Annotated in this window: 28 protein-coding genes and 1 pseudogene; 18 read left to right on the top strand and 11 right to left on the bottom strand. The window is 75.1% G+C overall.

Translation table 11 applies throughout. The features are described from left to right. The 3 genes from ACFXDE_RS40220 to ACFXDE_RS40210 form a co-directional block, all read left to right on the top strand. The coding region (locus ACFXDE_RS40220) for a beta-propeller fold lactonase family protein (protein WP_380499224.1) at positions 1 to 1,625 on the top strand (1,625 nt) is incomplete at its 5' end. A gap of 97 nt (positions 1,626 to 1,722) precedes the next feature. Beyond that, complete coding sequence (locus ACFXDE_RS40215) at positions 1,723 to 2,358, top strand: transcriptional regulator (RefSeq protein WP_380499223.1); 636 nt, start codon at positions 1,723 to 1,725, stop codon at positions 2,356 to 2,358. Positions 2,359 to 2,363: 5 nt separating this feature from the next. After that, the gene (locus tag ACFXDE_RS40210) at positions 2,364 to 3,497 is read left to right on the top strand and encodes an aminotransferase class I/II-fold pyridoxal phosphate-dependent enzyme (protein ID WP_380499222.1); all 1,134 of its coding nucleotides are present in this window, start codon (positions 2,364 to 2,366) and stop codon (positions 3,495 to 3,497) included. A gap of 79 nt (positions 3,498 to 3,576) precedes the next feature. Here ACFXDE_RS40210 and ACFXDE_RS40205 read toward each other — a convergent pair whose 3' ends face one another. Further along, positions 3,577 to 3,948: a hypothetical protein gene (locus ACFXDE_RS40205; protein WP_380499221.1), complete on the bottom strand. Its 372-nt coding sequence runs from the start codon at positions 3,946 to 3,948 to the stop codon at positions 3,577 to 3,579. Positions 3,949 to 4,297: 349 nt separating this feature from the next. Between ACFXDE_RS40205 and ACFXDE_RS40200 the strand changes: the two genes are divergently transcribed. The 3 genes from ACFXDE_RS40200 (at position 4,298) to ACFXDE_RS40190 (ending at position 7,737) form a co-directional block, all read left to right on the top strand. Then, entirely contained in the window at positions 4,298 to 5,059 is a 762-nt protein-coding gene (locus ACFXDE_RS40200; protein WP_380448425.1) for a serine/threonine protein kinase, read from the top strand. Continuing rightward, the gene (locus ACFXDE_RS40195; RefSeq protein WP_380499220.1) at positions 5,056 to 6,537 is read left to right on the top strand and encodes a serine/threonine-protein kinase; all 1,482 of its coding nucleotides are present in this window, start codon (positions 5,056 to 5,058) and stop codon (positions 6,535 to 6,537) included. The genes ACFXDE_RS40200 and ACFXDE_RS40195 overlap by 4 nt, the downstream gene beginning before the upstream one ends. A 90-nt stretch (positions 6,538 to 6,627) precedes the next feature. Beyond that, a complete protein-coding gene (locus ACFXDE_RS40190; protein WP_380448422.1) occupies positions 6,628 to 7,737 on the top strand; it encodes a calcium:proton antiporter in 1,110 nt (369 codons plus the stop codon). Positions 7,738 to 7,829: 92 nt separating this feature from the next. Here ACFXDE_RS40190 and ACFXDE_RS40185 read toward each other — a convergent pair whose 3' ends face one another. Next, positions 7,830 to 8,864, bottom strand: a complete 1,035-nt coding sequence (locus ACFXDE_RS40185) for an LPXTG cell wall anchor domain-containing protein (protein ID WP_380499219.1) — start codon at positions 8,862 to 8,864, stop codon at positions 7,830 to 7,832. 447 nt (positions 8,865 to 9,311) lie between these two features. On the opposite strand from ACFXDE_RS40185, the gene ACFXDE_RS40180 reads away from it, so the two are divergent. The 3 genes from ACFXDE_RS40180 to ACFXDE_RS40170 all read left to right on the top strand — a co-directional run bounded on the left by ACFXDE_RS40180 (position 9,312) and on the right by ACFXDE_RS40170 (position 12,490). Further along, positions 9,312 to 10,253: an ABC transporter substrate-binding protein gene (locus ACFXDE_RS40180; RefSeq protein WP_380448418.1), complete on the top strand. Its 942-nt coding sequence runs from the start codon at positions 9,312 to 9,314 to the stop codon at positions 10,251 to 10,253. Positions 10,254 to 10,395: 142 nt separating this feature from the next. Beyond that, positions 10,396 to 11,715, top strand: coding sequence for a geranylgeranyl reductase family protein (locus ACFXDE_RS40175; protein WP_380499218.1), 1,320 nt, complete (start codon positions 10,396 to 10,398; stop codon positions 11,713 to 11,715). A 127-nt stretch (positions 11,716 to 11,842) separates the two neighbouring features. Further along, positions 11,843 to 12,490 (top strand): TNT domain-containing protein, encoded by a 648-nt coding sequence (locus ACFXDE_RS40170; RefSeq protein WP_380499217.1) that lies wholly within the window; start codon positions 11,843 to 11,845, stop codon positions 12,488 to 12,490. Positions 12,491 to 12,562: 72 nt separating this feature from the next. Here ACFXDE_RS40170 and ACFXDE_RS40165 read toward each other — a convergent pair whose 3' ends face one another. Next, the gene (locus ACFXDE_RS40165) at positions 12,563 to 13,099 is read right to left on the bottom strand and encodes a GNAT family N-acetyltransferase (protein WP_380499216.1); all 537 of its coding nucleotides are present in this window, start codon (positions 13,097 to 13,099) and stop codon (positions 12,563 to 12,565) included. 89 nt (positions 13,100 to 13,188) lie between these two features. Between ACFXDE_RS40165 and ACFXDE_RS40160 the strand changes: the two genes are divergently transcribed. Further along, entirely contained in the window at positions 13,189 to 13,767 is a 579-nt protein-coding gene (locus ACFXDE_RS40160) for a GNAT family N-acetyltransferase (protein ID WP_380440202.1), read from the top strand. 81 nt (positions 13,768 to 13,848) lie between these two features. On the opposite strand, the gene ACFXDE_RS40155 is transcribed toward ACFXDE_RS40160, so the two are convergent. After that, positions 13,849 to 14,364, bottom strand: a complete 516-nt coding sequence (locus ACFXDE_RS40155) for a ricin-type beta-trefoil lectin domain protein (RefSeq protein ID WP_380499215.1) — start codon at positions 14,362 to 14,364, stop codon at positions 13,849 to 13,851. A 115-nt stretch (positions 14,365 to 14,479) separates the two neighbouring features. Next, positions 14,480 to 14,899 carry a hypothetical protein gene (locus ACFXDE_RS40150; RefSeq protein WP_380499214.1) on the bottom strand — a complete coding sequence of 140 codons (420 nt, stop codon included), beginning with the start codon at positions 14,897 to 14,899 and terminating at the stop codon, positions 14,480 to 14,482. 199 nt (positions 14,900 to 15,098) lie between these two features. Here ACFXDE_RS40150 and ACFXDE_RS40145 point away from each other — a divergent pair, with 199 nt between their 5' ends. From ACFXDE_RS40145 to ACFXDE_RS40130, 4 genes are all read left to right on the top strand, one after another. Further along, positions 15,099 to 15,542 carry a hypothetical protein gene (locus tag ACFXDE_RS40145; protein WP_380499213.1) on the top strand — a complete coding sequence of 148 codons (444 nt, stop codon included), beginning with the start codon at positions 15,099 to 15,101 and terminating at the stop codon, positions 15,540 to 15,542. 68 nt (positions 15,543 to 15,610) lie between these two features. Beyond that, on the top strand, positions 15,611 to 16,021 hold the full coding sequence (locus ACFXDE_RS40140) for a DUF3040 domain-containing protein (RefSeq protein WP_380440209.1): 411 nt from the start codon (positions 15,611 to 15,613) through the stop codon (positions 16,019 to 16,021). After that, positions 16,021 to 16,320, top strand: a complete 300-nt coding sequence (locus tag ACFXDE_RS40135; protein ID WP_380440211.1) for a PRC-barrel domain containing protein — start codon at positions 16,021 to 16,023, stop codon at positions 16,318 to 16,320. The genes ACFXDE_RS40140 and ACFXDE_RS40135 overlap by 1 nt, the downstream gene beginning before the upstream one ends. Before the next feature lie 3 nt (positions 16,321 to 16,323). Further along, positions 16,324 to 16,905 (top strand): type 1 glutamine amidotransferase domain-containing protein, encoded by a 582-nt coding sequence (locus tag ACFXDE_RS40130; protein WP_380440213.1) that lies wholly within the window; start codon positions 16,324 to 16,326, stop codon positions 16,903 to 16,905. Between the two features lie 93 nt (positions 16,906 to 16,998). On the opposite strand, the gene ACFXDE_RS40125 is transcribed toward ACFXDE_RS40130, so the two are convergent. Both ACFXDE_RS40125 and ligD read right to left on the bottom strand, forming a co-directional pair. Continuing rightward, positions 16,999 to 17,850, bottom strand: coding sequence for a DNA ligase (locus tag ACFXDE_RS40125; protein WP_380499225.1), 852 nt, complete (start codon positions 17,848 to 17,850; stop codon positions 16,999 to 17,001). A gap of 54 nt (positions 17,851 to 17,904) precedes the next feature. Next, positions 17,905 to 18,783, bottom strand: a pseudogene (gene ligD / locus ACFXDE_RS40120) (non-homologous end-joining DNA ligase); the annotation flags it as partial. Positions 18,784 to 18,944: 161 nt separating this feature from the next. On the opposite strand from ligD, the gene ACFXDE_RS40115 reads away from it, so the two are divergent. Beyond that, a complete protein-coding gene (locus ACFXDE_RS40115; protein ID WP_380499211.1) occupies positions 18,945 to 19,925 on the top strand; it encodes a DUF2690 domain-containing protein in 981 nt (326 codons plus the stop codon). Between the two features lie 19 nt (positions 19,926 to 19,944). On the opposite strand, the gene ACFXDE_RS40110 is transcribed toward ACFXDE_RS40115, so the two are convergent. The 3 genes from ACFXDE_RS40110 to ACFXDE_RS40100 are packed head-to-tail and all read right to left on the bottom strand — an operon-like array spanning position 19,945 to position 21,670. Beyond that, positions 19,945 to 20,289: an MmcQ/YjbR family DNA-binding protein gene (locus tag ACFXDE_RS40110; protein WP_380499210.1), complete on the bottom strand. Its 345-nt coding sequence runs from the start codon at positions 20,287 to 20,289 to the stop codon at positions 19,945 to 19,947. Between the two features lie 5 nt (positions 20,290 to 20,294). Further along, entirely contained in the window at positions 20,295 to 20,735 is a 441-nt protein-coding gene (locus tag ACFXDE_RS40105; RefSeq protein ID WP_380440218.1) for a VOC family protein, read from the bottom strand. A 38-nt stretch (positions 20,736 to 20,773) separates the two neighbouring features. After that, the gene (locus tag ACFXDE_RS40100) at positions 20,774 to 21,670 is read right to left on the bottom strand and encodes a helix-turn-helix domain-containing protein (RefSeq protein ID WP_380499209.1); all 897 of its coding nucleotides are present in this window, start codon (positions 21,668 to 21,670) and stop codon (positions 20,774 to 20,776) included. 160 nt (positions 21,671 to 21,830) lie between these two features. On the opposite strand from ACFXDE_RS40100, the gene ACFXDE_RS40095 reads away from it, so the two are divergent. After that, complete coding sequence (locus ACFXDE_RS40095) at positions 21,831 to 22,265, top strand: CBS domain-containing protein (protein WP_380440222.1); 435 nt, start codon at positions 21,831 to 21,833, stop codon at positions 22,263 to 22,265. A gap of 163 nt (positions 22,266 to 22,428) precedes the next feature. Next, positions 22,429 to 23,013: a pyridoxamine 5'-phosphate oxidase family protein gene (locus ACFXDE_RS40090; RefSeq protein WP_380499208.1), complete on the top strand. Its 585-nt coding sequence runs from the start codon at positions 22,429 to 22,431 to the stop codon at positions 23,011 to 23,013. Between the two features lie 15 nt (positions 23,014 to 23,028). On the opposite strand, the gene ACFXDE_RS40085 is transcribed toward ACFXDE_RS40090, so the two are convergent. Then, complete coding sequence (locus tag ACFXDE_RS40085) at positions 23,029 to 23,652, bottom strand: DinB family protein (RefSeq protein WP_380440226.1); 624 nt, start codon at positions 23,650 to 23,652, stop codon at positions 23,029 to 23,031. A 308-nt stretch (positions 23,653 to 23,960) separates the two neighbouring features. Here ACFXDE_RS40085 and ACFXDE_RS40080 point away from each other — a divergent pair, with 308 nt between their 5' ends. After that, positions 23,961 to 24,476: a hypothetical protein gene (locus ACFXDE_RS40080; RefSeq protein WP_380499207.1), complete on the top strand. Its 516-nt coding sequence runs from the start codon at positions 23,961 to 23,963 to the stop codon at positions 24,474 to 24,476. Positions 24,477 to 24,591: the final 115 nt, after the last annotated feature.

Genomic DNA, 24,591 nt, shown 5'->3' with positions numbered 1-24,591 from the left:
GTCCGTGGACGGCCGGGGCCGCGATAGCCGCGGCCACGGTCGCGCTGCTGCCCCAGCGGGGCGCGGCGCAGGCCGCCGCGCCCGCGCCCGTCGTCACGGCCACCGTGCCGGTGGCGCCCTACCCGGCCGGGGTCGCGCTCACCCCGGACGGCGCCCGGGCGTACGTGACCAGCCAGAGCAGCGGCACGGTGAGCGTGCTCGACACCGCGGGCGGCACGGTGACGGGCAGCTTCACCGACGGCACCGGGTCCTACGCGGTCGCGCTCTCGCCGGACGGAGGCCGCGCCTACCTGACGCACCACCTGGACAACACCGTCAGCATCGTCGACACGGCCACCAACACCGTCTCCGCGACCGTCCCGGTCGGCACCCAGCCGTGGGGCCTCGCCCTGTCGGCGGACGGCTCGCGGGCGTACGTCGCCAACGCCGGCGCCAACACCGTGAGCGTGCTGGACACGGCGGCGAAGGCGGTCACCGCGACCGTGCCGGTGGGCGCCGAGCCGCACGGGGTCGCCGTCTCCCGGGACGGCAAGAAGGTCTACGTCGCCGCGTCGAGCGGGCAGGCGGTGAACGTGATCGACACCGCGAGCAACACGGTGAGCGCCACGGTCCCGGTCGGCCACGGCGCCTTCGGTCTGGCCCTGAGCCCGGACGGCACCAGGCTGTGGGTCGCCAACGGTGACGACAAGACGGTCAGCGTGATCGACACCACCACCAACGCCGTGGTCTCCGCGGTCACCGTGGGCGCCAACCCGTACGCCGTCACCCTCTCCCCGGACGGTGCCACGGCGTACGTCTCCAACTACACCGACAACACGGTCAGTGCGGTGGACACCGCGAGCCGCACCGTCACCGCGACCGTCCCGGTCGGCACGGCGCCCTACAGCCTCGCCGTCAGCGCCGACGGGCGGCGCGGCTACCTCGCCGACTTCACCGCCAACGCCGTCAGCGTGCTGAACTTCCCGCTGCCCGTGCCCGTCGTCACCGGGATCAGCCCGGCCACCGGCTCGCAGGTCGGCGGCACCACGGTCACGATCACCGGCACCGACCTGGCCGGCGCGACGGCGGTGAGCTTCGGCGCGGCCGGCAACGCCTCCGCCTTCAGCTGCACCAAGACCGGCTGCACCGCGACGGCCCCGGCCACCACGGCCACCGGCCCGGTCGACGTCCAGGTCACCACGCCCGGCGGCACCAGCGCGGCGGTGGCCGCCGACCGCTTCACCTACGCCGCCGCCAGCGCCCACCTGGGTGTCGCGCTCGCCGCCACGCCGGTGACCGGCCTGGCCGGCGGCCGGGTCGACTACACGATCACGCTCACCGGCCAGGGTCCCGACCCGGTCACCGCCGCCACCGTCGGTGCCGCCCTGCCGCCCGGTCTGCCCGCGACCTCCAGCGACTGCGCGGTCGCGAACGGCCGGCTCACCTGCACGCTCGCCGCCCCGCTGGCCAAGGGCGCGACCACCACGCGGCACTTCTCGGTCGGGCTCGGACTGTTCAGCGGCGTCCAGAACTTCGCCGTCACGGCCTCCCGCACCTCCGGGACGCCGGCCGACCCGTCGCCCGCCACCGCCCGGGACACCCGTAGCTGCACGGCGGTCTTCGCGCTGCTGATCACCTGCAGCTGATCCAGCGGCACAAGGGGCCCCGCCGTCCGTGAGGAGGCGGGGCCCTGGCTTTGGCCGCCCCTGGACGAAACGTCCAGACTGGACGTACAGTCCAAACATGCCCGCCGAATCCCCCGACCCGCGCCTGCGGACCTGGTCGCCGGTCTGCCGCGCGGTGGCCCTGCTCCTCGGGCCCTACGCCGAGGTGGTCCTGCACGACGCCGCGACCGACATCGTGCTCGGCATCTGGAACCCGATGTCCGCCCGCGCCCCCGGCGACCCGTCCCTCCTCGGCGAGCTCGACGAACTCGAACCGGCCGCCGACGGCGTCTACGGCCCCTACGAGAAGCTGCTGCCCGACGGCCGCCGCCTCTCCTCCGTCAGTGCCGTCCTGCCCGACGACGCCGGGCGGCCCTCGGTGGTGCTCTGCGTCAACCTCGACCGCGGCCCGCTCGAACAGGCCGCCGCGCTGCTGGCCGGCTTCGCCGCCCCCACCGCCGCGCGCCCCGAGCCCCTCTTCGAGCGGGACTGGACCGAGCGCATGAACGACGTCATCGGCGGTTACGTCCGCGCCCACGGCCGCCCGCTCGAACGCTTCGGCCGCGAGGACCGCCTCGCCGTCCTGCGCGAGCTCGACGCCGCCGGCGTGCTCGCCGTGCGCCGCGCCGTCCCCGCCGTCGCCACCGCGCTGCGGGTGTCCCGCTCGACCGTCTACACCCTGCTGACCGACCTCAAGCACGAGAGCGAGGCCTGAGCACGATGACCAGGCTCCCCGACTTCCGCCTCGAAACCTACTTCTCCCGCTGGGAGTTCACCGCCCGCCACCACCTCACCGCCTCCGACGCGGAGACGATGACGATGGCCGAACTCCTCGCCCTCGCCGATCCCGAGGACCGGAAGGCCTGGGACACCCTCGCCCTCGGTTACACCGAGACCTTCGGCGACCCGGGACTGCGCCGCGCGATCGCCGGCATGTACGAGGAGGTCGACGCCGACGACGTCGTCTGCTTCGGCGGCGCCCAGGAGGGCCTCAACCTGGCCATGCAGGTGCTCCTCGAACCGGGCGACCACGCCGTGGTGATCACGCCCAACTACCAGTCCGCGGAGACGGTCCCGCTCTCGATCTGCGAGGTCACCGGCGTCGCCCTGGACGAGCGGCAGGACTGGGCGCTCGACGTCGACGCCGTCGAGGCCGCGCTGCGCCCGAACACCCGGGTCGTCTCGGTCAACTTCCCCAACAACCCGACCGGTGCGCTGATCGACGCGGCCGACCTGCGCCGCCTGGCCGAACTCTGCGACGAGCGCGGCATCCGCCTGTTCTCCGACGAGGTCTACCGCGGCCTGGAGCGCGACCCGGCCCGCACCCTGCCGCAGGCCGCCGACCTCTCCGCGCGCGCCCTCTCGCTCAACGTCACGTCCAAGTCGCTCGGCCTGCCGGGCCTGCGGATCGGCTGGATCGCCTGCCGGGACCGGGAACTGCTCTCCCGGCTGGAGCGGGCCAAGCACTACACCACGATCTGCAACTCGGCGCCGAGCGAGGTCCTGGCCCGGATCGCGATCAAGGCGCGCGAGCCGATCCTGGCCCGCAACCGCGCCCTCATCGCCGCCAACCTCCCGCGGTTCGACGCGTTCTTCGCCGAGTTCGCCGACCTCTTCGAGTGGCGCGCCCCCGAGGGCGGCTGCGTCGCCTTCCCCCGCTACCTCGGGGCGGACGGCGTCGAGGAGTTCTGCACCGGCCTGGTCGAAGGGGCCGGCGTCCTGCTGCTGCCCGCGAGCATGTACCGCTCGGAGCTGACACCGACCCCGGCCGACCGCTTCCGCGTCGGCGTCGGCCGCCGCGACCCCGGCCCGGCGCTGGAGGCCTTCGCGCACTGGCTGCGCACGCGGCGGTAGGGCCCGGTCGACGACGGCGGGCCGGCCGCCGGGAAGGTGGTCCCGGCGGCCGGCCCCGACGGACCGTCCGGTCGGCGGTTCAGCCGGCGAACGGGTGCGTACAGGTGGTGATCTGCCTGGCGACGTCCAGCGCGGGGCCGGCCGTGGCGCAGACCATCTTCAGGTCGGCGGTGACGACGCGCGGGGTGACCGCTTTGGCGGAGCCGAAGCGGACGGTCATCGCGCTCGCGACCGTCTCCCACGGGCTGCCCCACGCCTTCTGCGTCCTGACCTCGACCTGGACGAGCGTCAGCTGGCCCGGGTCGGCGGAGACCTGGGCGACACCGGTGATGCCGGCGGTGTCCGCCTCCTGCCAGACGCACGGGCTGTTGAGCACGGCGGCACACGCCACCGGGTTGTTCTCGGACGTCGCCGTGGCGGCCGTGGCAGCCGTGGCAGGCCCTGCGGTCAACGCCGCTATCCCTGCCACCGTCGCCAGCACAGCTGCGATCCGAGCGCGCATGATCTCAACCTCCTTGAAAACAAAGGGAATCTCACGGAGCGAGATGAGTCTTGCACGGATCGTGGTCATGTTTCGTGTGTGTTACGTCACACTCATGGTGACCGTTCAACTACGTGCAGCAATATCGTGGCCGAACGTTCGGCGTGCGGACATGCCCGCGATGCGGCGACGTGTCCTTCGGATGTGATGAAGCACCGATGAAACGTGCTGGTCGTGTGCCGGTTCACTCGTCCGGGTGGCGGCGTGCCGCGGGGCCTGATCGGACGGATACCATCGACCCGACCCACGGAGGTGGCGCGTGGACACGGTCATCGTGCAACTGCCCGACCGGGCAACGGCGGTGGCGCCCGGCGGGCGGCCCGGACTGCTGCGGATGGGCCCCGGCGAGACGGCGGTGTTCGGACGCGGCGAGCCCGGCCGGGCCGTCCCCATCCCGCTGCCCGACCAGGGCGTCTCCCGCCGGGCCGGCGAGATCACCGCGGCCGAGGACTACTGGCGGCTGTCCAACTTCTCCGCCACCGCCACCTACGTCGTGGAGAACCTCGAAGGCGCCGGCGAGCACGTCAAGGTCGCGCCGGGCCGCCTCGGCGCACCCGTGCCGTTCGAGTTCTCCCGCGTCCTGCTGCCCGCGCTCGGCGAACCCGCCTCCTTCAAGGTCTTCGCCCCGCAACACGCCTACCTGGAGGGCGAGTCGGACGGCACCGACGGCGAACGCACCGTCAGCCCGTTCGCCCTCGACCCCACCGCCAAGTACTTCCTCGTCCTGCTCGCGCTGTGCGAACCCCGCCTGCGCTCGCCCTCCGCCGCCACCGTGCCCGGCGCCACCGACGTCGTCACGCGACTGCGCGCCCTGCCCTCCTGCCACGGGCTCACCCGCTCGGCGGTGAACTACCACATCGACTACCTGGTGTTCACGAAGCTGCGGCTGCGCGAGCCCTTCGACGACGACCGCGGCGGCGGCAAGCGCGAGGAACTCGCCGCCCTCGCCCTCAAGTTCGACCTCGTCCGGGAGGAACACCTGGCCCTGCTCCCGCCCCGGCACCCGGCCGCCCGGCCGTGAGTCCCGCCCGGCCCGAGCACCGGCCGATCGACGTGCCGGACGGCTACCCGGTGGCCGGCTACCGGATCGGCGAACTCCTCGGCGCCGGCGCCTGGGGCAGCGTCTACGCCGCCCACGGCCCCGACGGCGCCCAGGCCGCCGTCAAGCTCCTCGGCCCCGCCCGGCTCAGCCCCGGCCAGCGCGGCGCCATGGCCCAGGTGGCGCACAGCGAACTGCGCTTCAGCAGCCGCGCCGACCACCCGTACCTGATCCGCACCCTCGCCGTGGCCACCGTCGACGACCCCGCCCACCCCGCGCTCGACGGTGCCCTCGCCCTCGTCATGGAACGCGCCGCCCGCAGCCTCCAGGACGTCCTCGCCGCCGCGGGCCCCGGCCGGCCCGTCCCCGGCGCCGACCGCATCCTCACCCAGGTCTGCGCCGGCCTCACCCACATGCACCGCGCCGGGTGGGTCCACGGGGACCTGAAACCGGCCAACATCCTCCTCATGCCCGACGGCACCGCCAAGCTCGCCGACTTCGGCCTCACCGCCGAACTGGAGGGCACCCACGCCTACGCCCCGCCGCTCGGCTCGCCCGACCACGTCCCGCCCGAGTGGTGGTCCGAGCGCACCGGCGCACGCGGCGTCGCCCTGCGCCCCAGCACCGACGTCTGGGCCTTCGGCGTCCTCGCCCACCAGGTGCTCACCGGCGGCCTGCACCCGTTCCTCGGCGCCACCGCCCGCGCCCGCTCGCTCGCCGCCCAGGCGTACGCGCGCGGCGCCGCGCCGCTGCGGCTGGACGAGGCCCTGCCCGGGCGCTGGCGCACCGCCGTCACCGCGTGCCTGGCCGCCGACCGCGAGGACCGGGCCCGCGCCGACCTCGCCGCGCTCGTCGCCGCCGCCACCGCCCGCACCGGCGCCCGCCGGCTGCGCCGGGCGACGCTCGCCGGGCTGACCGCCTGCGTCCTCGTCGTCCTCGCCCTGACCGGCCGACCCGAGCCGAGCGGCGCGGCGCCGCCCGCCGCGCCCCCGCCGCTGCCCGGCGCGATCCCGGCCGGGTCCGACGTCCCGGCCGCCTACCGCGGCATGGTCGAGGACGCCGCCCGGCGCTGCCCCGAACCCGAGGTCACCCCGGTCCTGCTGGCCGCGATGCTCAAGGCCGAGAGCGGCTTCGACCCGAACGCCGCCCGCCCCGAGACCGGCGAGTACGGCATCGCGATGTGGACGCCCTCGGTGTTCAACGCGTGGAGCAAGGCCGCCGCGCACCCCGGTCCCAAGGACTACATGGACCCCGGCGACGCGATCGCCGCCATGGGCAACTACGTGTGCTGGCTGGACCAGCAGATAAAGCACCACGGCTTCACCCGGGACCTGCCCGCCCTCGTCGCCGCGGCCTACCGGACCAGCGACAAGACCGTGGCCGCCGCGGGCGGCGTCCCGGACCGGGTCCGGGCGCACGTCGACCGGGTGCTGGAATACCTCCACGACTACGGCGGGTAGCCGGGCAATTCGGGACGAACCGGGTCACATTCCCCGCCGGACCGGCGCGGGCACCCGGCCCGGTGACGCTCCGTCTGGGATCCTCGCGGAATGATCACGAAGCTGCGCGCGGGCGCCGCGCAATGGACCGTCGTCGTTCCGGTGCTGGCCTTCGTCGTCCTGGCCCTGACCTGGCACCGCGACCTGCCCGGCTGGGTGGTGGGCGTCGTCGCCTGCTTCCTCGCCGGTGCGGTGCTGTCCGCCGTCCACCACGCCGAGGTCATCGCGCACTGGGTCGGGGAGCCGCTCGGATCACTCGTCCTCGCGGTGGCCGTCACGGTCATCGAGGTCGCGCTCATCGTCACGCTGATGGCCGACGGCGGCGACAAGTCCGCCACCCTGGCCCGGGACACCGTCTTCGCCGCCGTGATGATCACCTGCAACGGCATCCTGGGGCTGTCCATCCTGGTCGCCGCGCTCAAGTACCGCACCGCCGTCTTCAACGCCGAGGGCACCGGCGCGGCCCTCGGCTGCGTCGCCACCCTGGCCACCCTGAGCCTCGTGCTGCCGACCTTCACCACGAGCTCCCCGGGCCCGCAGTTCTCCACCACCCAGCTCACGTTCGCGGCCACCGCGTCGATCGTCGTCTACGGGCTGTTCGTGGCCACGCTCACCGTCCGCCACCGGGACTACTTCCTGCCGGTGACCGCCGAGGGCCGGGTCCTCGCGAAGGAGGACGAGGAGGACCACGCCGCCCCGCCGACCGTCAGCGGCGCCGCCGTCAGCCTGCTGCTGCTCGCCGTCGGGCTGGTGGCGGTGGTCGGCCTCGCCAAGGGCGTCTCGCCGACCATCGAGTCGGCGGTGTCCTCCGCCGGGCTGCCGCACTCGGTGGTCGGCGTCGTCATCGCGCTGCTCGTCCTCCTGCCGGAGACGATCGCCGCGCTGCGGGCCGCGCTGCGCAACCGCGTGCAGACGAGCCTCAACCTCGCCCTCGGCTCCGCGCTGGCCAGCATCGGCCTGACCATCCCGGCCGTCGCCATCGCGTCGACCTGGCTCAGCGGCCCGCTCCACCTCGGCCTCGACCCGGCCCACATGGTGCTGCTCACCCTGACCGTCGTGGTCGGCACCCTGACCGTCATCCCGCGCCGCGCGACTCCCCTCCAGGGCGCGGTGCACATGGCGATCCTGGCCGCCTACGTCGTCCTCGCGGTGAACCCGTGACGGGCCGCCATTCCTAGACCGCGTAGGGAAGTCCCCGGCGCCGCCCGGTGTGGGCGGGAGGCGCCAGGGACTCACCGTCTCCGCGCGACCGCTCAGGCGGTGCGGCGGCGGCGGGCGTAGACGAGGGCGGCGCCGCCCACGACCAGCGCGGTGCCGGCGCCCGCGTACAGCAGGGTGCCGTCGCTACCGGTCTGGGCCAGCTTCGGGCCGTTGGCGGCCGGGGCGCCCTTGATCGGCGTCGGGACGCTGACCTTGGCCGGGACGACCAGCGGCTTGGCCGGGTTGACCGCGGTGGGGGTCGACGGGGTCTGCACCGGCACGGTGGCGGTCGGCGCCGGGGCCGACGGCGAGCCGCTCGGGGCGGTGGAGGGGGCGGTCGACGGGGCACCGGTGGCCGGGCCGCCGGCGGCGGGGGTGGTCGGCGCGGCGGTGGGCGACGCCGACTCGGCCGGCTTGGTGGCCGGGGTGGTCGGCTTGTCGCTCGGCTTGTCCGAGGGCTTCTCGGTCGGCTTGTCGCTGGGCTTCTCCGACGGCTTCTCCGACGGCTTCTCGGAGGGCTTTCCGCTGGGCTTCTCGGAGGGCTTCTCGCTCGGCTTGTCGCTCGGCTTGTCCGAGGGCTTGCCGGCGGCCGGGGTGCTCGGCACCGCGGTCGGGCCCTTCGACGGGGCCTTGCCGCCGCAGTCGACCTTGAAGACCTTGTGCTTCGGGTTGTCCAGCGCCGGGTCGTCCTCCGGGATCTCGCCGTTGACGAGGGTCACGGCGGCCCAGTAGAGCTTGTACTGGCCGTCCGGCAGGTTGATGTCGTCGGTGCGGACGTCACCGTTGGCGTCGACCGGCAGGTCGCCGTACGCGACCATCTGCTCGTCGTCGCCGTGCACCGAGGCGATCGTCCAGACGATGTCCTGGTTGGCGTCGAAGCCGAACGAGTCCAGGTAGAAGGTGCAGACCTTGGGCTCGTTGCGGGTGTCCTCCTGGCCGGTGGAGGCGTCGTGGATCTTGACGGTGCCGTTGTTGCCGGGGGCGTTCTTGCCACCGGGGGCGGCGTGGGCGGCGGGGGAGAGCAGCAGGAGCGCGGCGGCGGTCGGGACGGCCACGAGCGAGCGTGCGGCGGTGGAGCGGATGTGCATGGCGTTCCATCGGGTGTGGCAGGCCGGGACGAGCCTGCACGGTGGGGAGGGAGCCCACGGCGCGTTTCGGCCGGCTGGCCGAAAATGTACGACGGTAGGTGCGCAAAAGTTCCCTCACCCGGAATTCGGACGCAAGGAGCGTTTGCGTCACTTGTCCGATATCGACACGAACTTCCGACTAGTCCGTCACAACGATCGGATCACCGGGTTGTGGTGAAGCCGTGTCCGTCCCGCGATGCGGCCCGCCGCACGCGTCCCCGGCGCGAAGTGCGAGGATGGCTCCCGACCGCCCCCGACGGCGGACCTCCGCCGAGCGGCCGCCCCCGCACCCCAGGGCGGCCCGACGAACCGGGCACACGGCGACGAGGTCCGCACTGCGTACCCCGGCAGGCACTCCGGCGCGGCGTCTCCCTGCCCGCACCCCTCCTGCGAAGAAGACGCATCGCGATGCACCGCACCCCCGGCCCTGCCCAGGGCCCCTCCGTCCACGCCCTCCCGCTGCGCGCCGCCGCCGTCCTCGGCACCGGCGGCCTCCTGCTGACCGGCTGCGGCAGCGGCACCGCCGATCCCGGCGCCCAGGCCGACCTGCGCGCGAGCCTCCCGAAGGCGGTCAAGGCCGCCGGCGTCCTGCGGATCGGCTCCTACCTCCACTACCCGCCCGTCGACTTCCGGGACACCGACGGCAAGCCGGCCGGCCTCGACCCGGAGATCGCCACCGCCGTCGGCGACTACCTCGGCCTGCGCGTGGAGTTCACCGACCTGCCGTTCGAGCAGCTGATCCCGGCCGTCCAGACCAAGAAGATCGACCTGGCGATGTCCGCCGTGATCGACACCAAGCAGCGCCAGCTCGGCGCCGCCGACGACGGCCACCAGGCCGACCCGGGCGTCGACTTCGTCGACTACTTCACCACCGGCACCTCGATGGTCGTCAAGGCCGGCAGCCAGCTGTCCCTCACCACCGTCGACGACCTGTGCGGCCACACCGTCGCCGTCCAGCGCGGCACCCTCCAGGACGACTTCGCCACCCGCCAGCAGGGCGCCTGCCCGCGCACCGGCAGGCAGCTCAAGGTCGACCGCTTCGACAGCGACGACCAAGCGCTCGCCGAGGTCGCGAGCGGCGCCGCCGTCGCCGACCTGAACGACTACCCGGTGGCCCAGTACAACACCACCACCCCCGCCAGGACCGGCAAGTTCCAGCTGGCCAACACCCACTTCCTGCAGTCCGGCCCGTACGGCATCACCGTCGCCAAGGACGACACCGGGCTGCGCGACGTCGTCTCCAAGGCGCTCGACCAGGTGATCCTCGGCGGCGGGTACGACAAGATCCTCGCCAAGTGGAACGTCACCACGGGCGCCGTCGCCAGCACGGTCGTCAACGGCGGTCTGTGATCCGACGGCCCAGGTCCCGCCCCGGTGGCCGGTATTGACCGGTCGTCGGGGCGGGACCGCGTGTCGGGCGGCGGCGGACGTCGGCGTTCCCTATCGTCGGGTCCGCCGACCCAGCAGCCGATCAGACCCGTGGGAGTGCGCGATGCCCGGACCGGAGCAGCAGTCGACCGCCCCAGGGCCCGGCCCCGGCCCCGCCCGGACGGAGCACTGCGCGGACGTCATCGTGGTCGGCGCCGGCCCCTCCGGCTCCACCGCCGCCTACCACCTCGCCCGCACCGGGCTCGACGTCCTCCTCCTCGAAAAGGCGGCCTTCCCCCGCGAGAAGGTCTGCGGCGACGGCCTCACCCCGCGCGCCGTCAAGCAGTTGGCCGACCTGGGCATCGACGTCTCCGAGGAGGCCGGCTGGCTGCACAACCGCGGGCTGCGCCTGGTCGCCGGCCGCCGCACGATCGAGTTCGACTGGCCCGAGCTCTCCGCCTTCCCCGGGTACGGTGCCGTGCGCCGCCGTGCCGACTTCGACGAACTGCTCGCCCGCCGCGCCGCCGCGGCCGGTGCCCGACTGGTCGAACGGGCCAACGTGGCGGGCCCGTTGGTCGACGACCGGAGCGGCCGGATCACCGGCGTCACCGCCAGGCTCGGCGACGACCGCAGGCCCGTCGACTACCACGCACCCGTCGTGGTAGCCGCCGACGGCAACTCCACCCGCCTCTCGCTCGCCATGAAGCGCTACCGCCGCACGGACCGCGCGATGGGCGTCGCCTACCGCACCTACTTCACCACCCCGCGCCACGACGACCGCTACCTGGAGGCCTGGCTCGACCTGCGCGACCCCACCGACCCCGGCCGCCGGCTCCTGCCCGGCTACGCCTGGGTGTTCGGCATGGGCGACGGCACGGCCAACGTCGGCCTCGGCGTGCTCGACACCGCCGGCGTCGACCTCGACTGGCGCGACCTGCTGCGCCGCTGGTGCGAGGACCTCCCGCCGGAGTACGAGTACGGCCCGGACGCCGTCACCGAACCCGTCCGCGGCTCCGCCCTCCCCATGGGCCTCAATCGCGGGCCCCACTACGCCGACGGCCTGCTGCTGATCGGCGACGCGGGCGGCACGGTCAGCCCCGGCACCGGCGAGGGCATCGCCTACGCGATGGAGTCCGGCCGCTACGCCGCCGAGACGATCGTCCAGGCGCTCGCCCGCCGCACCGACCGCGGCCGCGAACTCGCCCTGCGCGCCTACCCGCAGGCGCTGCGCTCCGCCTACGCCGGCTACTTCGCGCTCGGGCGGCTCGCCGCGGACCTGCTCGGCCGCCCGAAGCTGCTCGCCGCGGCGGGCGCGGCCGGGCTCGGGCGGCCGGCGCTGCTGAACATCGCCTTCCGGCTGATGGTCAACCTGACCGAGCCCGACTCGAAGGACGCCCTCGACCGGCTGCTGCACCTGATCGGGCGGGTCGCGCCGGGGCGGTGAGCCGGGCCGCCGGGCGGCAGGTTGGCCGAAAGGAGGGGATTCGTCGGGGCATCCGCGACATCGGATTGACGGATGATCAGATGATCCGCTTGCCTGGTGTCGAATCCCCCCTGACGACGGAGACACCGTGCGCCTTCGCCTGCTCATCGCGCCGCTCGCCGCGACCGCGGCCCTGATATCCCCGACCGTCCCGGCGGTCGCCGCCGACCGGGCCACCCCCGCCGGCGAGTGCTCCGCCGCCTTCCGGCACGGCGACGCCCGCCTCGGCCCCCAGGACCTGCCGACCAGCGGCCCGGTCGGCGAGCAGGTCGACGGCTACCGGCGCACCGGCGGCGCGAGCGAGCGCGACTTCCTCGCCCAGTACTGGGACGCGGCGGCCAACGGCGGCAAGGGCGGCTGGAAGTACCCGCCCGCCGACGGCTTCGTCACGCTGCCCGACGGCAGCCCGGTCGAGTTCGACCTCACCCTCCACCCGGACCAGGACATCGACCGCTACGGCAGCGAGTACGGCGCCTTCCTCGCCCCCGAGGGCCTGCCCTACGAGAACCGCGCGATCCCGCCGCAGAGCCTCGACGGGAACCCGGCGGCCGGCTGCAACTACCACGACTACAAGGTGGTCAAGGAGTTCACGGTGCACGCCGGCCCGATCGCGCCGTGGTTCAACCAGCCCGGCTGGGGCCTGCAGTACCAGCTCGACGGCGCCCTCGTGCCGGGCGGCCCGGCCAGGCTGAACGTGCTTTGGCTGGTCGACAACGGCTACCTGGCCCGGATCTGATCCTGATCTTCAAGGCCGGCCCGGCGGCGGGCGCCGTCCGCAGGCGTCGCCCGCCGCCGTCCGCCGGCCTCGTCACCAGAGGTCGCCGGGCCGCCAGTCGCACGTCAGCAGGCCGGTGAGGTCCAGCGGGGCGGTGCCCGGCAGGACGAACACCCCGCCCTCGTCGTCCGGCGTCGGCCGCTCCCCGCCGTGCCGGGTCGCCGCCGACAGCAGTCCGTCCCACCGCAGCCAGCCGCGGTTCGCGTAGAACTCGACGGCCGCGTCCGACGAGCTCAGCGCGCCGAGCTCGTACCCGCCCCGGACCAGGCCCGCGACCGAGCCCATCAGCACCGAGCCGTGCCCGCGCCCCTGCCGGTCGGCCCGGACGGCGACGCCCTCGACGTAGCCGGTGCGCACCTGCCGCCCGTCGTGCCGGAACACGCGCGGCACCACGGCCGCGTGCCCGATCAGCACGCCGTCCTCGCGCAGGAGCGCGTGCACGCCGCCGAGCGCGTGCTCCCAGTCGGCCTCGGTCAGGTCGGCGCCGAACACCTCGAACAGCAGGGCCCGGGCCTCGTCCAGCGTGGATGCGTCCAACTCGGCCGTGCGGGCCGTCAGTAGCTCGATCACCCGGCGATCCTCGCACGACCGGACCGCCGCGCCGCCCGCCACCGGAAAACCGCTGGCGGGGCGGGCAGGGCGCGGGATAGGAAAGTCGGATGAGCACCGACCAGCGGACCTTCCGGCGCACCGTCCTCGACCTCGGGGACGCCGTGCTCCGCCCGTGGGACCGCGCCCTCGACCTCCCGGGCGGCACCGTGCCGGCCCTCGTCGCCGCGGCGGCCGATCCGGTGATCGCCCGCTGGAACCCGCTGGGCACCGACGACCCGTCCGCCGCCGAGGCCTACCTCGACCGCTGCGACACCACCTGGGCCGAGGGCCGCACCGGCGCCTTCGCGATCACCGACGCCGCCGACGGCACCCTGTGCGGCAACGTCGCCCTGTTCTGGCGGGACCGTGAGGACGGACTGGCCATGATCGGCTACTGGCTCCTGCCCGCCGCCCGCGGCCGGGGCCTGGCGACCCGCGCGACCCTCGCCGTCGCCCGCTGGGGCGTGGAAACCGCCGCCGCGCGCCGCCTCGAACTCGCCCACGCCGTCGGCAACGACGCCTCCTGCCACGTCGCCGAGCGCGCCGGCTTTCGGTACGAGGGCACCCTCCGTTCCTCCTACCGCTACCCCGGCCGCGACTACAACGACGAGCACCTCCACGCCCGCCTGGCCGACGACGCCTGGTGATGCCCGGTGACGTCCGGTGATGCCCGGTGACGCGCGGAGCGGCCCGCACGGGGGTGGCGGGCCGCTCCGGTCCGGAGGCCGTCAGCCGCTGACGGGGGTGCCCGGCGCGTGGAAGTACCACTGCTGGGCCGGCGTGGTGAAGTTGCAGGTGTAGATCTGCAGCTGGGTGCCGTCCTGGGTGGTCCCGCCGGGGACGTCCAGGCACTTGTTGGACTGCGGGTTGATCAGGACGGGGCCCTCGTACTGGACCCAGCGCTGGGCCTCGGTGCCGTTGCAGTCCCACAGCTGGACCTTCGTGCCGTCCGTCGTGCCGCTCGCGCTGACGTCCAGGCACTTGCCGAGCGCGGACAGGGTGACGCCCGTGAAGTCCGGCCTGTTGGTCACGGTCCACGACTGGGCGCCCGTGCCGTTGCAGCCGTAGATCTGCACCGGCGTTCCGTTCGCCGTACCGCTCCCGCGGACGTCGAGACACTTGCCGCCGACCCCGGTGATCGTGGTGCCCGCATCGGCGCTGGCCGTGCCCGGCAGGGCCGCGACGGCGATCGCGGCGGCGGCCAGCGCGCCCCAGGCGTGGCGCTTGCGTACGGGATTCCTCATGGTCGTCCTCTCGGAATGTCGGGCCGGCGTGCTGCCGGTGCTCGACGAGGACTGTGGCCGGGGCCCGTGGACGCGCGGTCGACGCGGGCGTTGACGGGCCGTCTACCGGGGACGTCTACGGCCGGCCGCGGGCCTTGTCGTACACCGACCGCAGCCACGGTTCGCGGACGGCCGGGAGGCGGGCCGGCGTGCGCAGGAGCAGCGCGCGGTCGGGTCGGAAGCCGGACGGCGGGCGCGGCGGCAGGGGGTCGTCGCGCTGGACGCCCGCGGGCAGCCCGCCGGTCGCCGGGACGCGGGTACCGTCGCGGGGGGAGGCCAGGTGGGCCCGGACCTCGGCGTCCAGCGGCCCGGCCGCGCACGCACCGCCGGGCCGCCACACCTCACCGGTCAGTGGGTGCCGGGGGACGAGGACGAGGTCCGCCAGGGGCGCCGCCACCCCGGGGCCGGCCAGGGCGAGCGCGCGCACCGGCGGGCCGGGCGGGACCAGCGCGTCGAGCGTGGGGCCGAAGGCGGTGGCGACGAGTCCGTCGGGCACGGCCACCCGCGGGGCGCCAAACGGGTTTCCGCCGCCCGCACGGGAAGTCGGACCGGCCGACTTCCCGCGCACGCGCCGGGGCCCGGAAACCGGTGGCCGGCCGGCAGCGCGCCCGATGGGGCGGAGGCCTAACCTGGAAGGGCGCGTTCCGTTGCGCGGCCCACGTCCGCGCGCGGTACCGGAAGGGAAACGGTGGCCCATGACCGTGGTCTCGACGGCACTCTTCGGCACCGACTGGCGCTCCGCGCCGACCGGTGCCGCGGACCTGCTGCGCGAGTGCGCCGCCCGGGGCTGGACGGTCGTCCTGACCGGACCCGGCCCCGCAGGGGCGCCCGCACTGACCGTGGCCACCCCGGGGAGCGACCCCGAGCGGGCCGCCCTCGACCTCGTCGGCGGCGGCGCCGACCACGCCGTGTACGTCGCCGGCAGCGTCCGCGAGGTCCTCGCCGCCCGCCGTGCCGGGCTGCTCTGCCTCGCCCTGGAGTGCGGACGCGACGACGCCGCCGACCTCCGGGCCGCCGGCGCGGCCGAGGTCCACCGCGACGCCGTCGCCCTGCTGCGGGTACTCGACGACAGCCTGCTCGCACGCCCCCGGGCCTTCGGACCCGTCGGCGCGGGAACAGGCCGTCCCGGAGGCGGTTAGCGCAGGCCCGTACCGGGCAACCGCCCGGGTACGAGCACGTCACCGGAAGTTTGTCGGAGGTGACCGAGATGGACGGACCCTCGCTGAGCGGACGGGAACGGCGGCTCCTCGAGGAGATCGAGTCCGGGCTGCGCCAGGACACCCGCCTCGACCGGAAACTGAGCACCATGGGTGCCAAACGGCCGGGCCGGGTGCGCACGGCCGTGCGCCGCACGGCCCGCCGGATCCCCGCCGGGGTCGTGCTGACCGCCCTCGTCATGACCGCGATCTGCCTGAGCGTCGGCGTGCGGACGCCGACCGTCGCCGTGCTCACCGCCCTCGGCGTGGTCTGGGCGGCCTCCCTGGCCGTCGCCGCCGCCGCGGCCGTCCTGCTGCGCCGCCGCGCCGGCGCCCGGCGCCGCGACCCGCTCGACCGCCCGGACGGCCCCGACCGCCCCGAGGGGCGCGAGCGGCGGCCCTGGGACAAACCGGAGGTGTGATGACCACCGACCTGTGGGAGTACCGCCCGGGCTCCCACCAAGCCGCCGAACTCGGCCTGGCCGGCTACGAGGTGGAGGCGACCGACGGCCCGCTCGGGCGGGTCGAGCAGGACGCCGGTGACCACCTGCTGGTCGACGCCGAGCCCTGGGTGCCGGGCTCCCGGGTGCTCGTGCCGGTCGCCCTGGTCGCCCGGATCGACCACCTGGAGCTCGTCGTCCACCTCGACTGCCCGCGCGCCCGGGTGAGTTCCGCCCCGCCGCCCGCGGCCGTGGACGTCCTCGGGCACCGCCCGGGGTGAGCCGTGCGCTGGCCCACCACGACGCTCACCGGCCGGACCGTCGCCTTCCTGGTCGCGCCCTACGGCGTGGAGGAGATCGAACTCACCTCCCCCTGGCAGGCGGTGGCCGAGGCCGGGGGCACGCCGCGGCTGCTCTCCACCGCACCGGGCCGGGTGCAGGCCGTGCGGCACCGGGCACCGGGTGACACCTTCGCGGTGGACGCGGTCGTCGCGGACGCGGAGGCCGCCGGGTACGACGGACTGGTCCTGCCCGGCGGCGTCGCGAGCCCCGACCACCTGCGGCAGGACCGCGACGCGGTCGCCTTCGTGCACGCCTTCTGCGCCTCGGGCCGCCCGGTCGCGGCGATCTGCCACGGGTCCTGGACCCTCATCGAGGCCGACGCCGTCCGCGGCCGCACCCTCACCTCCTGGCCCAGCCTGCGCACCGACCTCGTGAACGCCGGCGCCCACTGGATCGACGCCGAGGTCCACGTCTGCCACGAGGGCCCCGGCCCCCTGGTCACCAGCCGCAAGCCCGCCGACCTCCCGGTCTTCGACGACGCCCTGGTCACCGAGTTCGCCCACGCGACGGAACGGCGGAAGTGACCTGGGAGCCGGGGCCCTTGCGGCGGGGGTGAGCGCCGGGAGTTCCGAGCCCGTCGACCGGCCAACGCCCGCCCACCGCCCGGGTGTCGGCCGTCAGTCGCCCCTCAGCCGGGTGTAGGTGGCGGTGGGCGGGCGGCCGGTGAGGGTGAGTTCGGCGCGCAGGGGGCTCGTGAGGGGGTGGACGGTGCCGTGGGCGGGGTCGTGGACGGGCGGGGCCAGGTAGGGGTGGGCGGCCTCGGAGATCTGGGCGGCCTGGACGGCGGTGAGCCGCGGGGTGGTGAGCAGGACGCGGCCGTCGTCGAGTTCGACCACGAGGGCGTGCGGCCTGGCGGCCGGGCCGGTGAGTGCGCGGACGAGGGCGTCGACGGTGTCCGTGCGGCGGTACTTGACCCAGACCCGGCCCGCTCCCTGCGCCCGGTACGCCGAGCCCGCGGCCTTGCAGACCAGGCCCTCCACCCCGGTGGCCGCGAGGCGTTCCATCCAGTCCAGGGCCTCGGTGCGGTCGGTGGTGGCCATGACGGGCTGGATCGGTGGAGGGACGTCCGCGAGCGCGGCGAGCAGCAGGCGGCGGCGGTCGGCGAGCGGCAGCCGGCGCACGTCGCGGCCGGGGAGGGCGAGGACGTCGAAGGCGATCAGCCCGAGCGCGACGTCGTCGCTCGCGCGGGCCTGGCGGGTGCGCAGCAGCTCCTCGAAGGCGAACCGGCCCGCGCGCCAGGCGACCAGCTCGGCGTCGAGCACGAGCCCCTCGGGCAGCCGGGCGACGGCCGCGGCGATCGGCGGGAACTCGGGGGCGAGGTCCCGTCCGCTGCGGGACTGGAGGTAGGCCGGGCGGTCCCCGCGGGCGAAGGCGAGGCAGCGGAAGCCGTCCAGTTTGAGTTCGTACTGCACGCCCCCGCCACCGAGCCCGTCCGGCGGCGGGACGGCCGGGACGGCGGCCGGGCGCATGACGTCGACGGGCGGCCGCAGCACCTGGCGGTCGGGCTCGGGGGACGGCGCGGCGGGGAGGGGCCGGGCGTGCTCGGGGTCGAGCAGCGGGGCGAGGAGGTCGCCGTGGGCGGCGAGCCGTTCGGGGACGTCGGCGAGGGTGAAGACCAGGTCGTCCTCGGAGTCGGCCTCGGCGAGCTCCTCCCAGGTGACCGGGGTGGACACGGTGGGCTGCGGGCGGGCGCGCAGCGTGTACGGGGCGGCGGTGGTCTTCTTGGCGTTGTTCTGCGACCAGTCGACGAAGACCCGACCGGCCCGGCGGGCCTTGGCCATGGTGTGGACGACGAGGTCGGGGCGGTCCGTCTCCAGGGCGGCTGCCAGGGCCTTGGCGTAGGCGCAGACGCGGGCGCTCGGGGTGGGTTCGATCGGGACGAGCAGGTGGAGGCCCTTGGAGCCGGAGGTCTTGGCCCAGGCGGCGAGCCCGTCCGCGGCCAGGCGTTCGCGGAGCAGCCCGGCGACCGTCCGGCAGGTGAGGACGGTCGCGCCCTCGCCCGGGTCGAGGTCGAGGACCAGCCGGTCGGCCAGCCCGGGCGCGGCGGCGTGCCACTGGGGGACGTGCAGTTCGAGGCAGCCGAGGTTGGCGGCCCAGAGCAGCGCGGCGCCGTCGTCCAGGAGGACCTGGCGCAGGTCGCCGCTGTCGCTGGGCACCTCGGCCGTGCGGATCCAGCGCGGGGTGCCGGCGGGCGGGTTCTTGGCGATGAACACCTCGGCCTCGACGCCGTCGGGGCAGCGCAGGAAGGACACCGGGCGGTCGTGCAGGTGGGGCAGGAGGGCGGTGTGGACGGCCGCGTAGTAGCTGAGGACCTCGCCCTTCAGCGTGCCGGTCCGCGGGTAGTAGACCTTGTCCAGGTGGGAGAGCGCGAGGGTGCGCCCGTCCACGACCATCTGCGGCATGGGCCGCCTCCGAAGCCGTCGGTGTGGCCCCCGCTGCCAGTCTGCCCGGGGTGCGGGGCGGGCGCGAACGTGGCTTTCCGTGTACGCGCCCGCACGGTCGGTGGGGCGGTTATGCTGCCGACGGTTCGCGAACTGACGCTGCGTCAAGGGGGATCGGGGCGATGGTCGGTGACTGGCGGGCCCTGCCGGCGAGGCTGGGGCCGCAGGAGCGGGAGCTCGTGGCGGGGCTGCGGGCGCTGAAGGACGGGTCGGGGCTGACGCTGGCCGAGCTGGCGGCGAAGACGCACTACAGCAAGTCGTCCTGGCACCGGTGGCTGAACGGGGAGCGCGTGGTGACGGAGGCGGCGCTGGCCGCGTTCGGCGCGCTGGCGGGGGTGCCGGCGGAGCGGTGCGCCGACCTGGAGGCGCTGCGGGTGGCGGTTGCCGGGGCCGGCGCGACGGAGGCCGCGGCGGAGTTACCCGGGCCGGCGGAGCCGCCGTCGTGGCCGGAGGGGGAGCGGGAGCCCACGGCCCGGCCGCGCCGGACCTGGTGGTGGGCGGCGGCGGCCTCGGCGGCCGGTGTCGCCGCGGTGGCCGGGGCGCTCGCCCTGAACGACGGCGGCTCCGAGCGCAGCCCGGGGGCCGCCGCGACGACGGGCACCGCCCGGGCCACCGCCCAGGCCACCGCGCTGTGCGAGGCCGCCGGCTGTGTCGGGAAGGACCCGCAGGCGAGCGGCTGCGGATCGGACGCCACGACGATCGCGACCGCCAACGTGCGGCAGATGACCATCTATGTGCGCTACAGCCGCCGCTGCCGGACGGCCTGGGCGAAGCTGACGGACGCCACGGCGGGGTACCGGGCGACGATCACCAACTCGGCGGGCCAGAGCCAGACAGCCCTGGTCCACTGGGGGTACGACGCGTACTCGCCGATGGTGGACGCGTCCCAGAACGACAGCCGGATCCAGGTCTGCGGCGAGCAGCCGGACAACAGCCGCAACTGCACCCCGGTGATCATGGACCCGGCGACGGCGCCGGTGGTTCCGGTCCCGACGCCGGCCGTGGCCACGGGTGCGGGCGCGGCCCCGACCCCGGACTCCCCCGCCACCGACTCCCCGGCGCCCGCCCCGAGCCCCGACGCGGCGGATCCGACGCCGCAGTGACGCCGGAGGGCGGCTCCCCTCAGCCGGGCGAAACGAGGGCGTGGGCGTCCGCGACGAGATCTTCCACGCGCTCCCAGTCGACGGGCACCGCGTCCAGGTAGACGCCCACCCAGCCGCGGTGCCCGACGTACGGCGGGCGGAAGTACCGCTGCGGGTCCCGCCCGGTCAGCTCCGCCTGCACCCCGTCCGGCGCGGCGCACCAGAAGGCGAGCCGCTCGTCGTGGTGGTGGTCGGCGAGCATGACGAACACCCGGGCCCGGCGGCCGGCGCCCGCGAACCAGGTCGGCTCGCCGTGGCCGACCCGCTCCGCGGTCTCCGGCAGGGCGAGGCACAGCGCCCGCAGGCGGTCGACGGGCGTGGGCATCGGCCTCACCCGTTCTGCGGGGCCGACGGCCGCGGGGAGCCCGGGTAGGTGCCGAAGTACCAGCGGTTGCCCTCCGGGTCGGCGGCCGCGAAATCGCGCGAGCCGTAGTCGGTCTCGTGCAGCCCGGTGGTGATCCGGGCGCCGGCGGCGACGGCCCGTGCGTGGACGCCGTCCGGGTCCGCCGTGACGACGTAGGCGCTGAACGTGCCCGGGCGGCCCGGCCAGGTCTCGGTGCCCTCGGGCGCGTCCCGCTCCGAGCCGAGCATCACGCCGCCGCCCTCGGGCCAGGCCAGTTCGGCGTGCGCGACGAACTCGCCCTCGCCGTACGCCACGACCTCCTCGAAGCCGAAGGCGTCGGCCAGGAAGCGGATCAGGGCGCGCGCGTCGTCGGCGCGCAGCGTGGGCCAGACCTGCGGGGCGGGGGTCTTCGCGTCGGTGGTGTCCATGGCTGCCTCCTGCGGTGGTGGGTGCCGGCCGGTCGCCGTCACGCCTCCCACTCTGCGACCGGGTCGCCCGCCCCGCCTTGGACGTTTCGGAACCGCTTCTCCTCCGGCCCCTCCGCCGCCAGCCACGCGCTCGGCGCCGCCCCGGCCAGCGCGCGGAACTCGCGGGCCAGGTGCGCCTGGTCGAAGTAGCCGCAGCGGGCCGCCAGCTCCGCCAGCCGGGGCGGCGCGCCGCCGGCCAGCAGGTGCCGGGCCCGGTCGAAGCGGATCACCCGGGCGGCGGCCTTCGGAGTCAGCCCGGTCTCGCGGCGGAAGCGCTCCTGGAGGTGCCGCGCGCTCCACCCCGTCTCCCGGGCCAGCGTCGCCACCGCGAGCCCGCCGCCGCTGCGCCGCAGCGCCTGCCAGGCCCAGCAGACCTCCGGCGGCACCCGCCCCGACGGGCGGGCGGCCCGCAGCAGGGCGCCGTCCAGCAGGGCGAAGCGCTCGTCCCAGGTGGCGGCGGCGCGCAGCCGCTCCTGGAGGTGCGGCGCCAGTCGGCCGAGGACGTCCTCCGCCGGGAGGTCGATCCCGGCGAGCTCCCCGGCCGGTACCCCGAACAGCGCCCTGGCGGCCAGCGGGTGCACGGCGATCTGCACGCCCGACTGCCGGCCGTCGTGGGTGATCAGCGCCGGGGCCGTGTGCAGGCCGCCGAGCAGGGTGGCGTACGCGTCGGGCCGCTGCGCCGGGTCGGGGTGGGCGGCGAGGACCAGCGGCTCGTCGAGGGTGAGGATGAAGGTCAGGTAGGGGGACGGCAGACCGCGGTGCACGGCGGGCGCGATGCCGCGCTGGCGGTAGCCGGAGTACCAGGCGACGTACGGCCGCAGCGCCGTCGCGGGCCGGGCCCGGACTGCCTCGTCGACCACGCCTTCGCGCACGGGTTCGGCGGCTTCCGTCGTCACCCTCCCAGTATCGGTGGCCGCGGTCGCGGGCGGGCGGGATGTTGCCTATGGTGATCGCACGGTCACACCGCGGGTGCGCGGTGCCGCCGACGGGGGAGCGAACGGGGGGAACTTCCGGGGGGAACGACCTCTGGGGGGAACCACTCACGAAGGAGTCCCCGTGACCAAAGCCCGAGAGATCATGCACACCGGCGCCCAGTGCATCGGCGCGCACCAGACGCTCGCCGAGGCCGCGATGATGATGCGCGACAAGAACGTCGGTGCGCTGCCGATCTGCGGCGACGACCAGAAGCTGAAGGGCATCATCACCGACCGCGACATCGTCGTGCGATGTCTCGCGGAGGGCAAGGACCCGGCCAAGATGACGGCCATGGACCTCGCCGGGCACCTGCACTGCGTGCGGGCCGACGACGACATGGACGCGGTGCTGCGGAAGATGGAGCAGCACCAGATCCGGCGCATCCCGGTGATCGACGGCGAGCGGCTGGTCGGCATGATCAGCGAGGCCGACCTGGCGATGGGCCGGCGCGACGGCCACCGCCTGACCGACCAGCAGATCCTGGAGTTCATGGAGGGCGTCTACATGAAGGCCTGACCGGGCCGGACGTCCCCGGCGGCGGGTCCCGTGCGAACGACCGCACGGGGGCCCGCCGCCGGCGTGTTCTCCCGGGAAGGGCCGCCGGAAGGTTCGCCACACGAACAGTCTCGATATGAGAAACGATCTTTCTCAATGGGCGAGATGAGCGCACAATGGCGGCATGGGAAAGCAGTACGAGAACATCGACGGCCGGCTGCGCGAGTTCATCGAGCGCCAGCCCGTCTACTTCGTCGCCACCGCGCCGCTCGCCGCCGACGGCCACGTCAACGTGTCGCCCAAGGGCCGCTCCGGCACCCTGGTCGTCCTGGACGAACGGACCCTCGCCTACCTGGACTTCGGCGGCTCGACCGCCGAGACCATCGCCCACCTGCGGGAGAACGGCCGCATCACGCTCATGTGGTGCGCCTTCGACGGCCCGCCCACCGTCGTACGGGTCCACGGCCGCGGCGAGCCGGTCTTCCGCGACGACCCGCGCTTCACCGGCCTCCTGGCCCGCTTCGGGCCCGGCGTGGACGGTCCCGCCCTGCGCGCGGTCGTCCTGGTCGCGGCCGAACGCGTCAGCGACTCCTGCGGCTTCGCCGTCCCGCTGATGGACTACCGTGCCGACCGCGCCCTCCACGCGGACTACTTCGCGCGCAAGAGCGACGAGGAGTTCGGCGCCTACTGCGAGAACAAGCCGTACGTCGTCACCAGCATCGACGGCCTGCCCGCCCTGCCCGTGCCGCTGCCCCCGCGCCCGGAGTGACCCGCAGGGCGCGCCCTAGCCGCGCGCGGAGTAGCGGTAGAGGTCGCGCAGCAGGGCGATCTCGGCGCCGTGGTGGAGGAGTTCCTGGTTGACCCACCAGACGACGTCCAGGAAGGGCTCGTCCGCGTCGCCGCCGTAGGGGTAGGTGCAGTGGCCGACGGTGTCGAGCGCGGCGTCGTCGGCGGCGAGCAGGGCCTTCCGCCAGGCGTCCGCGGCGGTGTCGAAGGCGGCGACCGCGGATTCGGCGTCGCCGTGGACCGGGAAGGCCTCGCGGGTGAGGGCGCGGGTGCCGTCCGTGTGGTCGGCGCGCAGCAGGAGCAGTTCGGTGAGGTGGGTCAGCCGCCAGGCGAGGGTGGTGAACGGCGGCGGCTCGGGGTGCGGCCAACCGGCGGTGTCCCGGCCCCACGCGCCCGCGCCGACCAGCAGGGTGGCGCGCTCGCCCGGCCCGTCCGCGTGGCGCCGCACCGACCAGCAGCCGGGCACCGGCTCCCAGCGGTACTCGTCGTCCGTCAGCGGCCCGACGGCCACCGCGGTGCCGTTGCCGCTGTCGACGGCGGGGCCGGCCAGCCGGTCGCGCAGGCGGGTGCGGGCGAAGTCGAACTCGGCCAGCAGCGGGACGAGTCGGGGCGGCAGGGGCATCGGGACGGCTCCGGTCGGTGGCAGGGCGCGGACGGCCCGCACCCTGCCACACCGCGGCACGTCCCGCGAGCGGATTTTCCGCTCGCCGGCGGTCGCCCGCGCATGCCGGCGGTCACCGGTCGCATGCCGCCGGACCCCACCGGGTCCGTGGCGGAGGGAAGTTGGACGGAAATCGGCTAACGGGTGGCGTGGCGGCGGCGGTACCGTGCGCTTTGGTGAGCATCCGTCAAGGCCGGTGAGGGGGACGTGCCATGGGGGGCGGACGGCAGAGCCTGGCGCGGGGGTACTTCCTTCGGGAGGCGGCCGCTTTGCAGCGGGCCAACACCGGGGGCGCGCGGCGGCTGGAGCGGATCGTGTTCCCGGGGGCGGGTGTCGTGATCGTGGGGACGCCCTGGGAAGAGGTGCGGCTCGACGTGAGCGCCTCGCGGGACGAGCTGTTCGCGGCGCTGGGCGGGGAGGCCGCGGGATGGGCGGAGCCGGACCGCGGGGTGGGGCCGCGCCTGCCGGTCTCGGCGCCGGCGCCGCCGCTGGCGGTCTACGCCGATCTGCTGGACGACCTCGGGGACCTCGTCTTCACGCTCACCACCTACCCGGCCGACGTCGGGCGTCCGCAGGCGGCGGCGCGGCTGGACGCCGTGCGGCTGGTGGGCGGGGTGACGGCGGTGGTGCAGGTGTGCGCGCCGGGCGGCACGCACCGGATCCGGATCCCGCTGGATTCGGGCGTCCCGCTGGTGGCGCTGCCGCTGGCGATCGCCGAGCACCTGCTGGCGGCGGGCGTCGGCACGGACTGGGACTACCCGGTGGAGGAAGAGCGGGGGGAGTAGCAGGGGGAGCAGGGGACGCGAAGAGGCCCCCTGCCCCCCCGAGGGGGGGGGGGGCCGCGGGAGCCCGGGGGGGTTCTTGACCAGGCCCGCCGTGTAACCGAACAAAGGGCAGGCG

The organism is Kitasatospora sp. NPDC059408 (genome assembly GCF_042751525.1).
GTDB lineage: Bacteria > Actinomycetota > Actinomycetes > Streptomycetales > Streptomycetaceae > Kitasatospora.
The sequence above is the reverse complement of the archived record's forward strand: the minus strand, read 5'-3'. Positions and strand labels throughout refer to the sequence as shown.

Coding starts and splice junctions, on each gene's coding strand:
- ACFXDE_RS40145 (WP_380499213.1), top strand. CDS start 15,099: ATGACCGTGGTCTCGACGGCACTCTTCGGCACCGACTGGCGCTCCGCG.
- ACFXDE_RS40215 (WP_380499223.1), top strand. CDS start 1,723: ATGCCCGCCGAATCCCCCGACCCGCGCCTGCGGACCTGGTCGCCGGTC.
- ACFXDE_RS40175 (WP_380499218.1), top strand. CDS start 10,396: ATGCCCGGACCGGAGCAGCAGTCGACCGCCCCAGGGCCCGGCCCCGGC.
- ACFXDE_RS40110 (WP_380499210.1), bottom strand. CDS start 20,289: ATGCCCACGCCCGTCGACCGCCTGCGGGCGCTGTGCCTCGCCCTGCCG.
- ACFXDE_RS40155 (WP_380499215.1), bottom strand. CDS start 14,364: ATGAGGAATCCCGTACGCAAGCGCCACGCCTGGGGCGCGCTGGCCGCC.
- ACFXDE_RS40190 (WP_380448422.1), top strand. CDS start 6,628: ATGATCACGAAGCTGCGCGCGGGCGCCGCGCAATGGACCGTCGTCGTT.
- ACFXDE_RS40135 (WP_380440211.1), top strand. CDS start 16,021: ATGACCACCGACCTGTGGGAGTACCGCCCGGGCTCCCACCAAGCCGCC.
- ACFXDE_RS40125 (WP_380499225.1), bottom strand. CDS start 17,850: ATGCGCCCGGCCGCCGTCCCGGCCGTCCCGCCGCCGGACGGGCTCGGT.
- ACFXDE_RS40185 (WP_380499219.1), bottom strand. CDS start 8,864: ATGCACATCCGCTCCACCGCCGCACGCTCGCTCGTGGCCGTCCCGACC.
- ACFXDE_RS40140 (WP_380440209.1), top strand. CDS start 15,611: ATGGACGGACCCTCGCTGAGCGGACGGGAACGGCGGCTCCTCGAGGAG.
- ACFXDE_RS40115 (WP_380499211.1), top strand. CDS start 18,945: ATGGTCGGTGACTGGCGGGCCCTGCCGGCGAGGCTGGGGCCGCAGGAG.
- ACFXDE_RS40085 (WP_380440226.1), bottom strand. CDS start 23,652: ATGCCCCTGCCGCCCCGACTCGTCCCGCTGCTGGCCGAGTTCGACTTC.
- ACFXDE_RS40210 (WP_380499222.1), top strand. CDS start 2,364: ATGACCAGGCTCCCCGACTTCCGCCTCGAAACCTACTTCTCCCGCTGG.
- ACFXDE_RS40180 (WP_380448418.1), top strand. CDS start 9,312: ATGCACCGCACCCCCGGCCCTGCCCAGGGCCCCTCCGTCCACGCCCTC.
- ACFXDE_RS40105 (WP_380440218.1), bottom strand. CDS start 20,735: ATGGACACCACCGACGCGAAGACCCCCGCCCCGCAGGTCTGGCCCACG.
- ACFXDE_RS40090 (WP_380499208.1), top strand. CDS start 22,429: ATGGGAAAGCAGTACGAGAACATCGACGGCCGGCTGCGCGAGTTCATC.
- ACFXDE_RS40160 (WP_380440202.1), top strand. CDS start 13,189: ATGAGCACCGACCAGCGGACCTTCCGGCGCACCGTCCTCGACCTCGGG.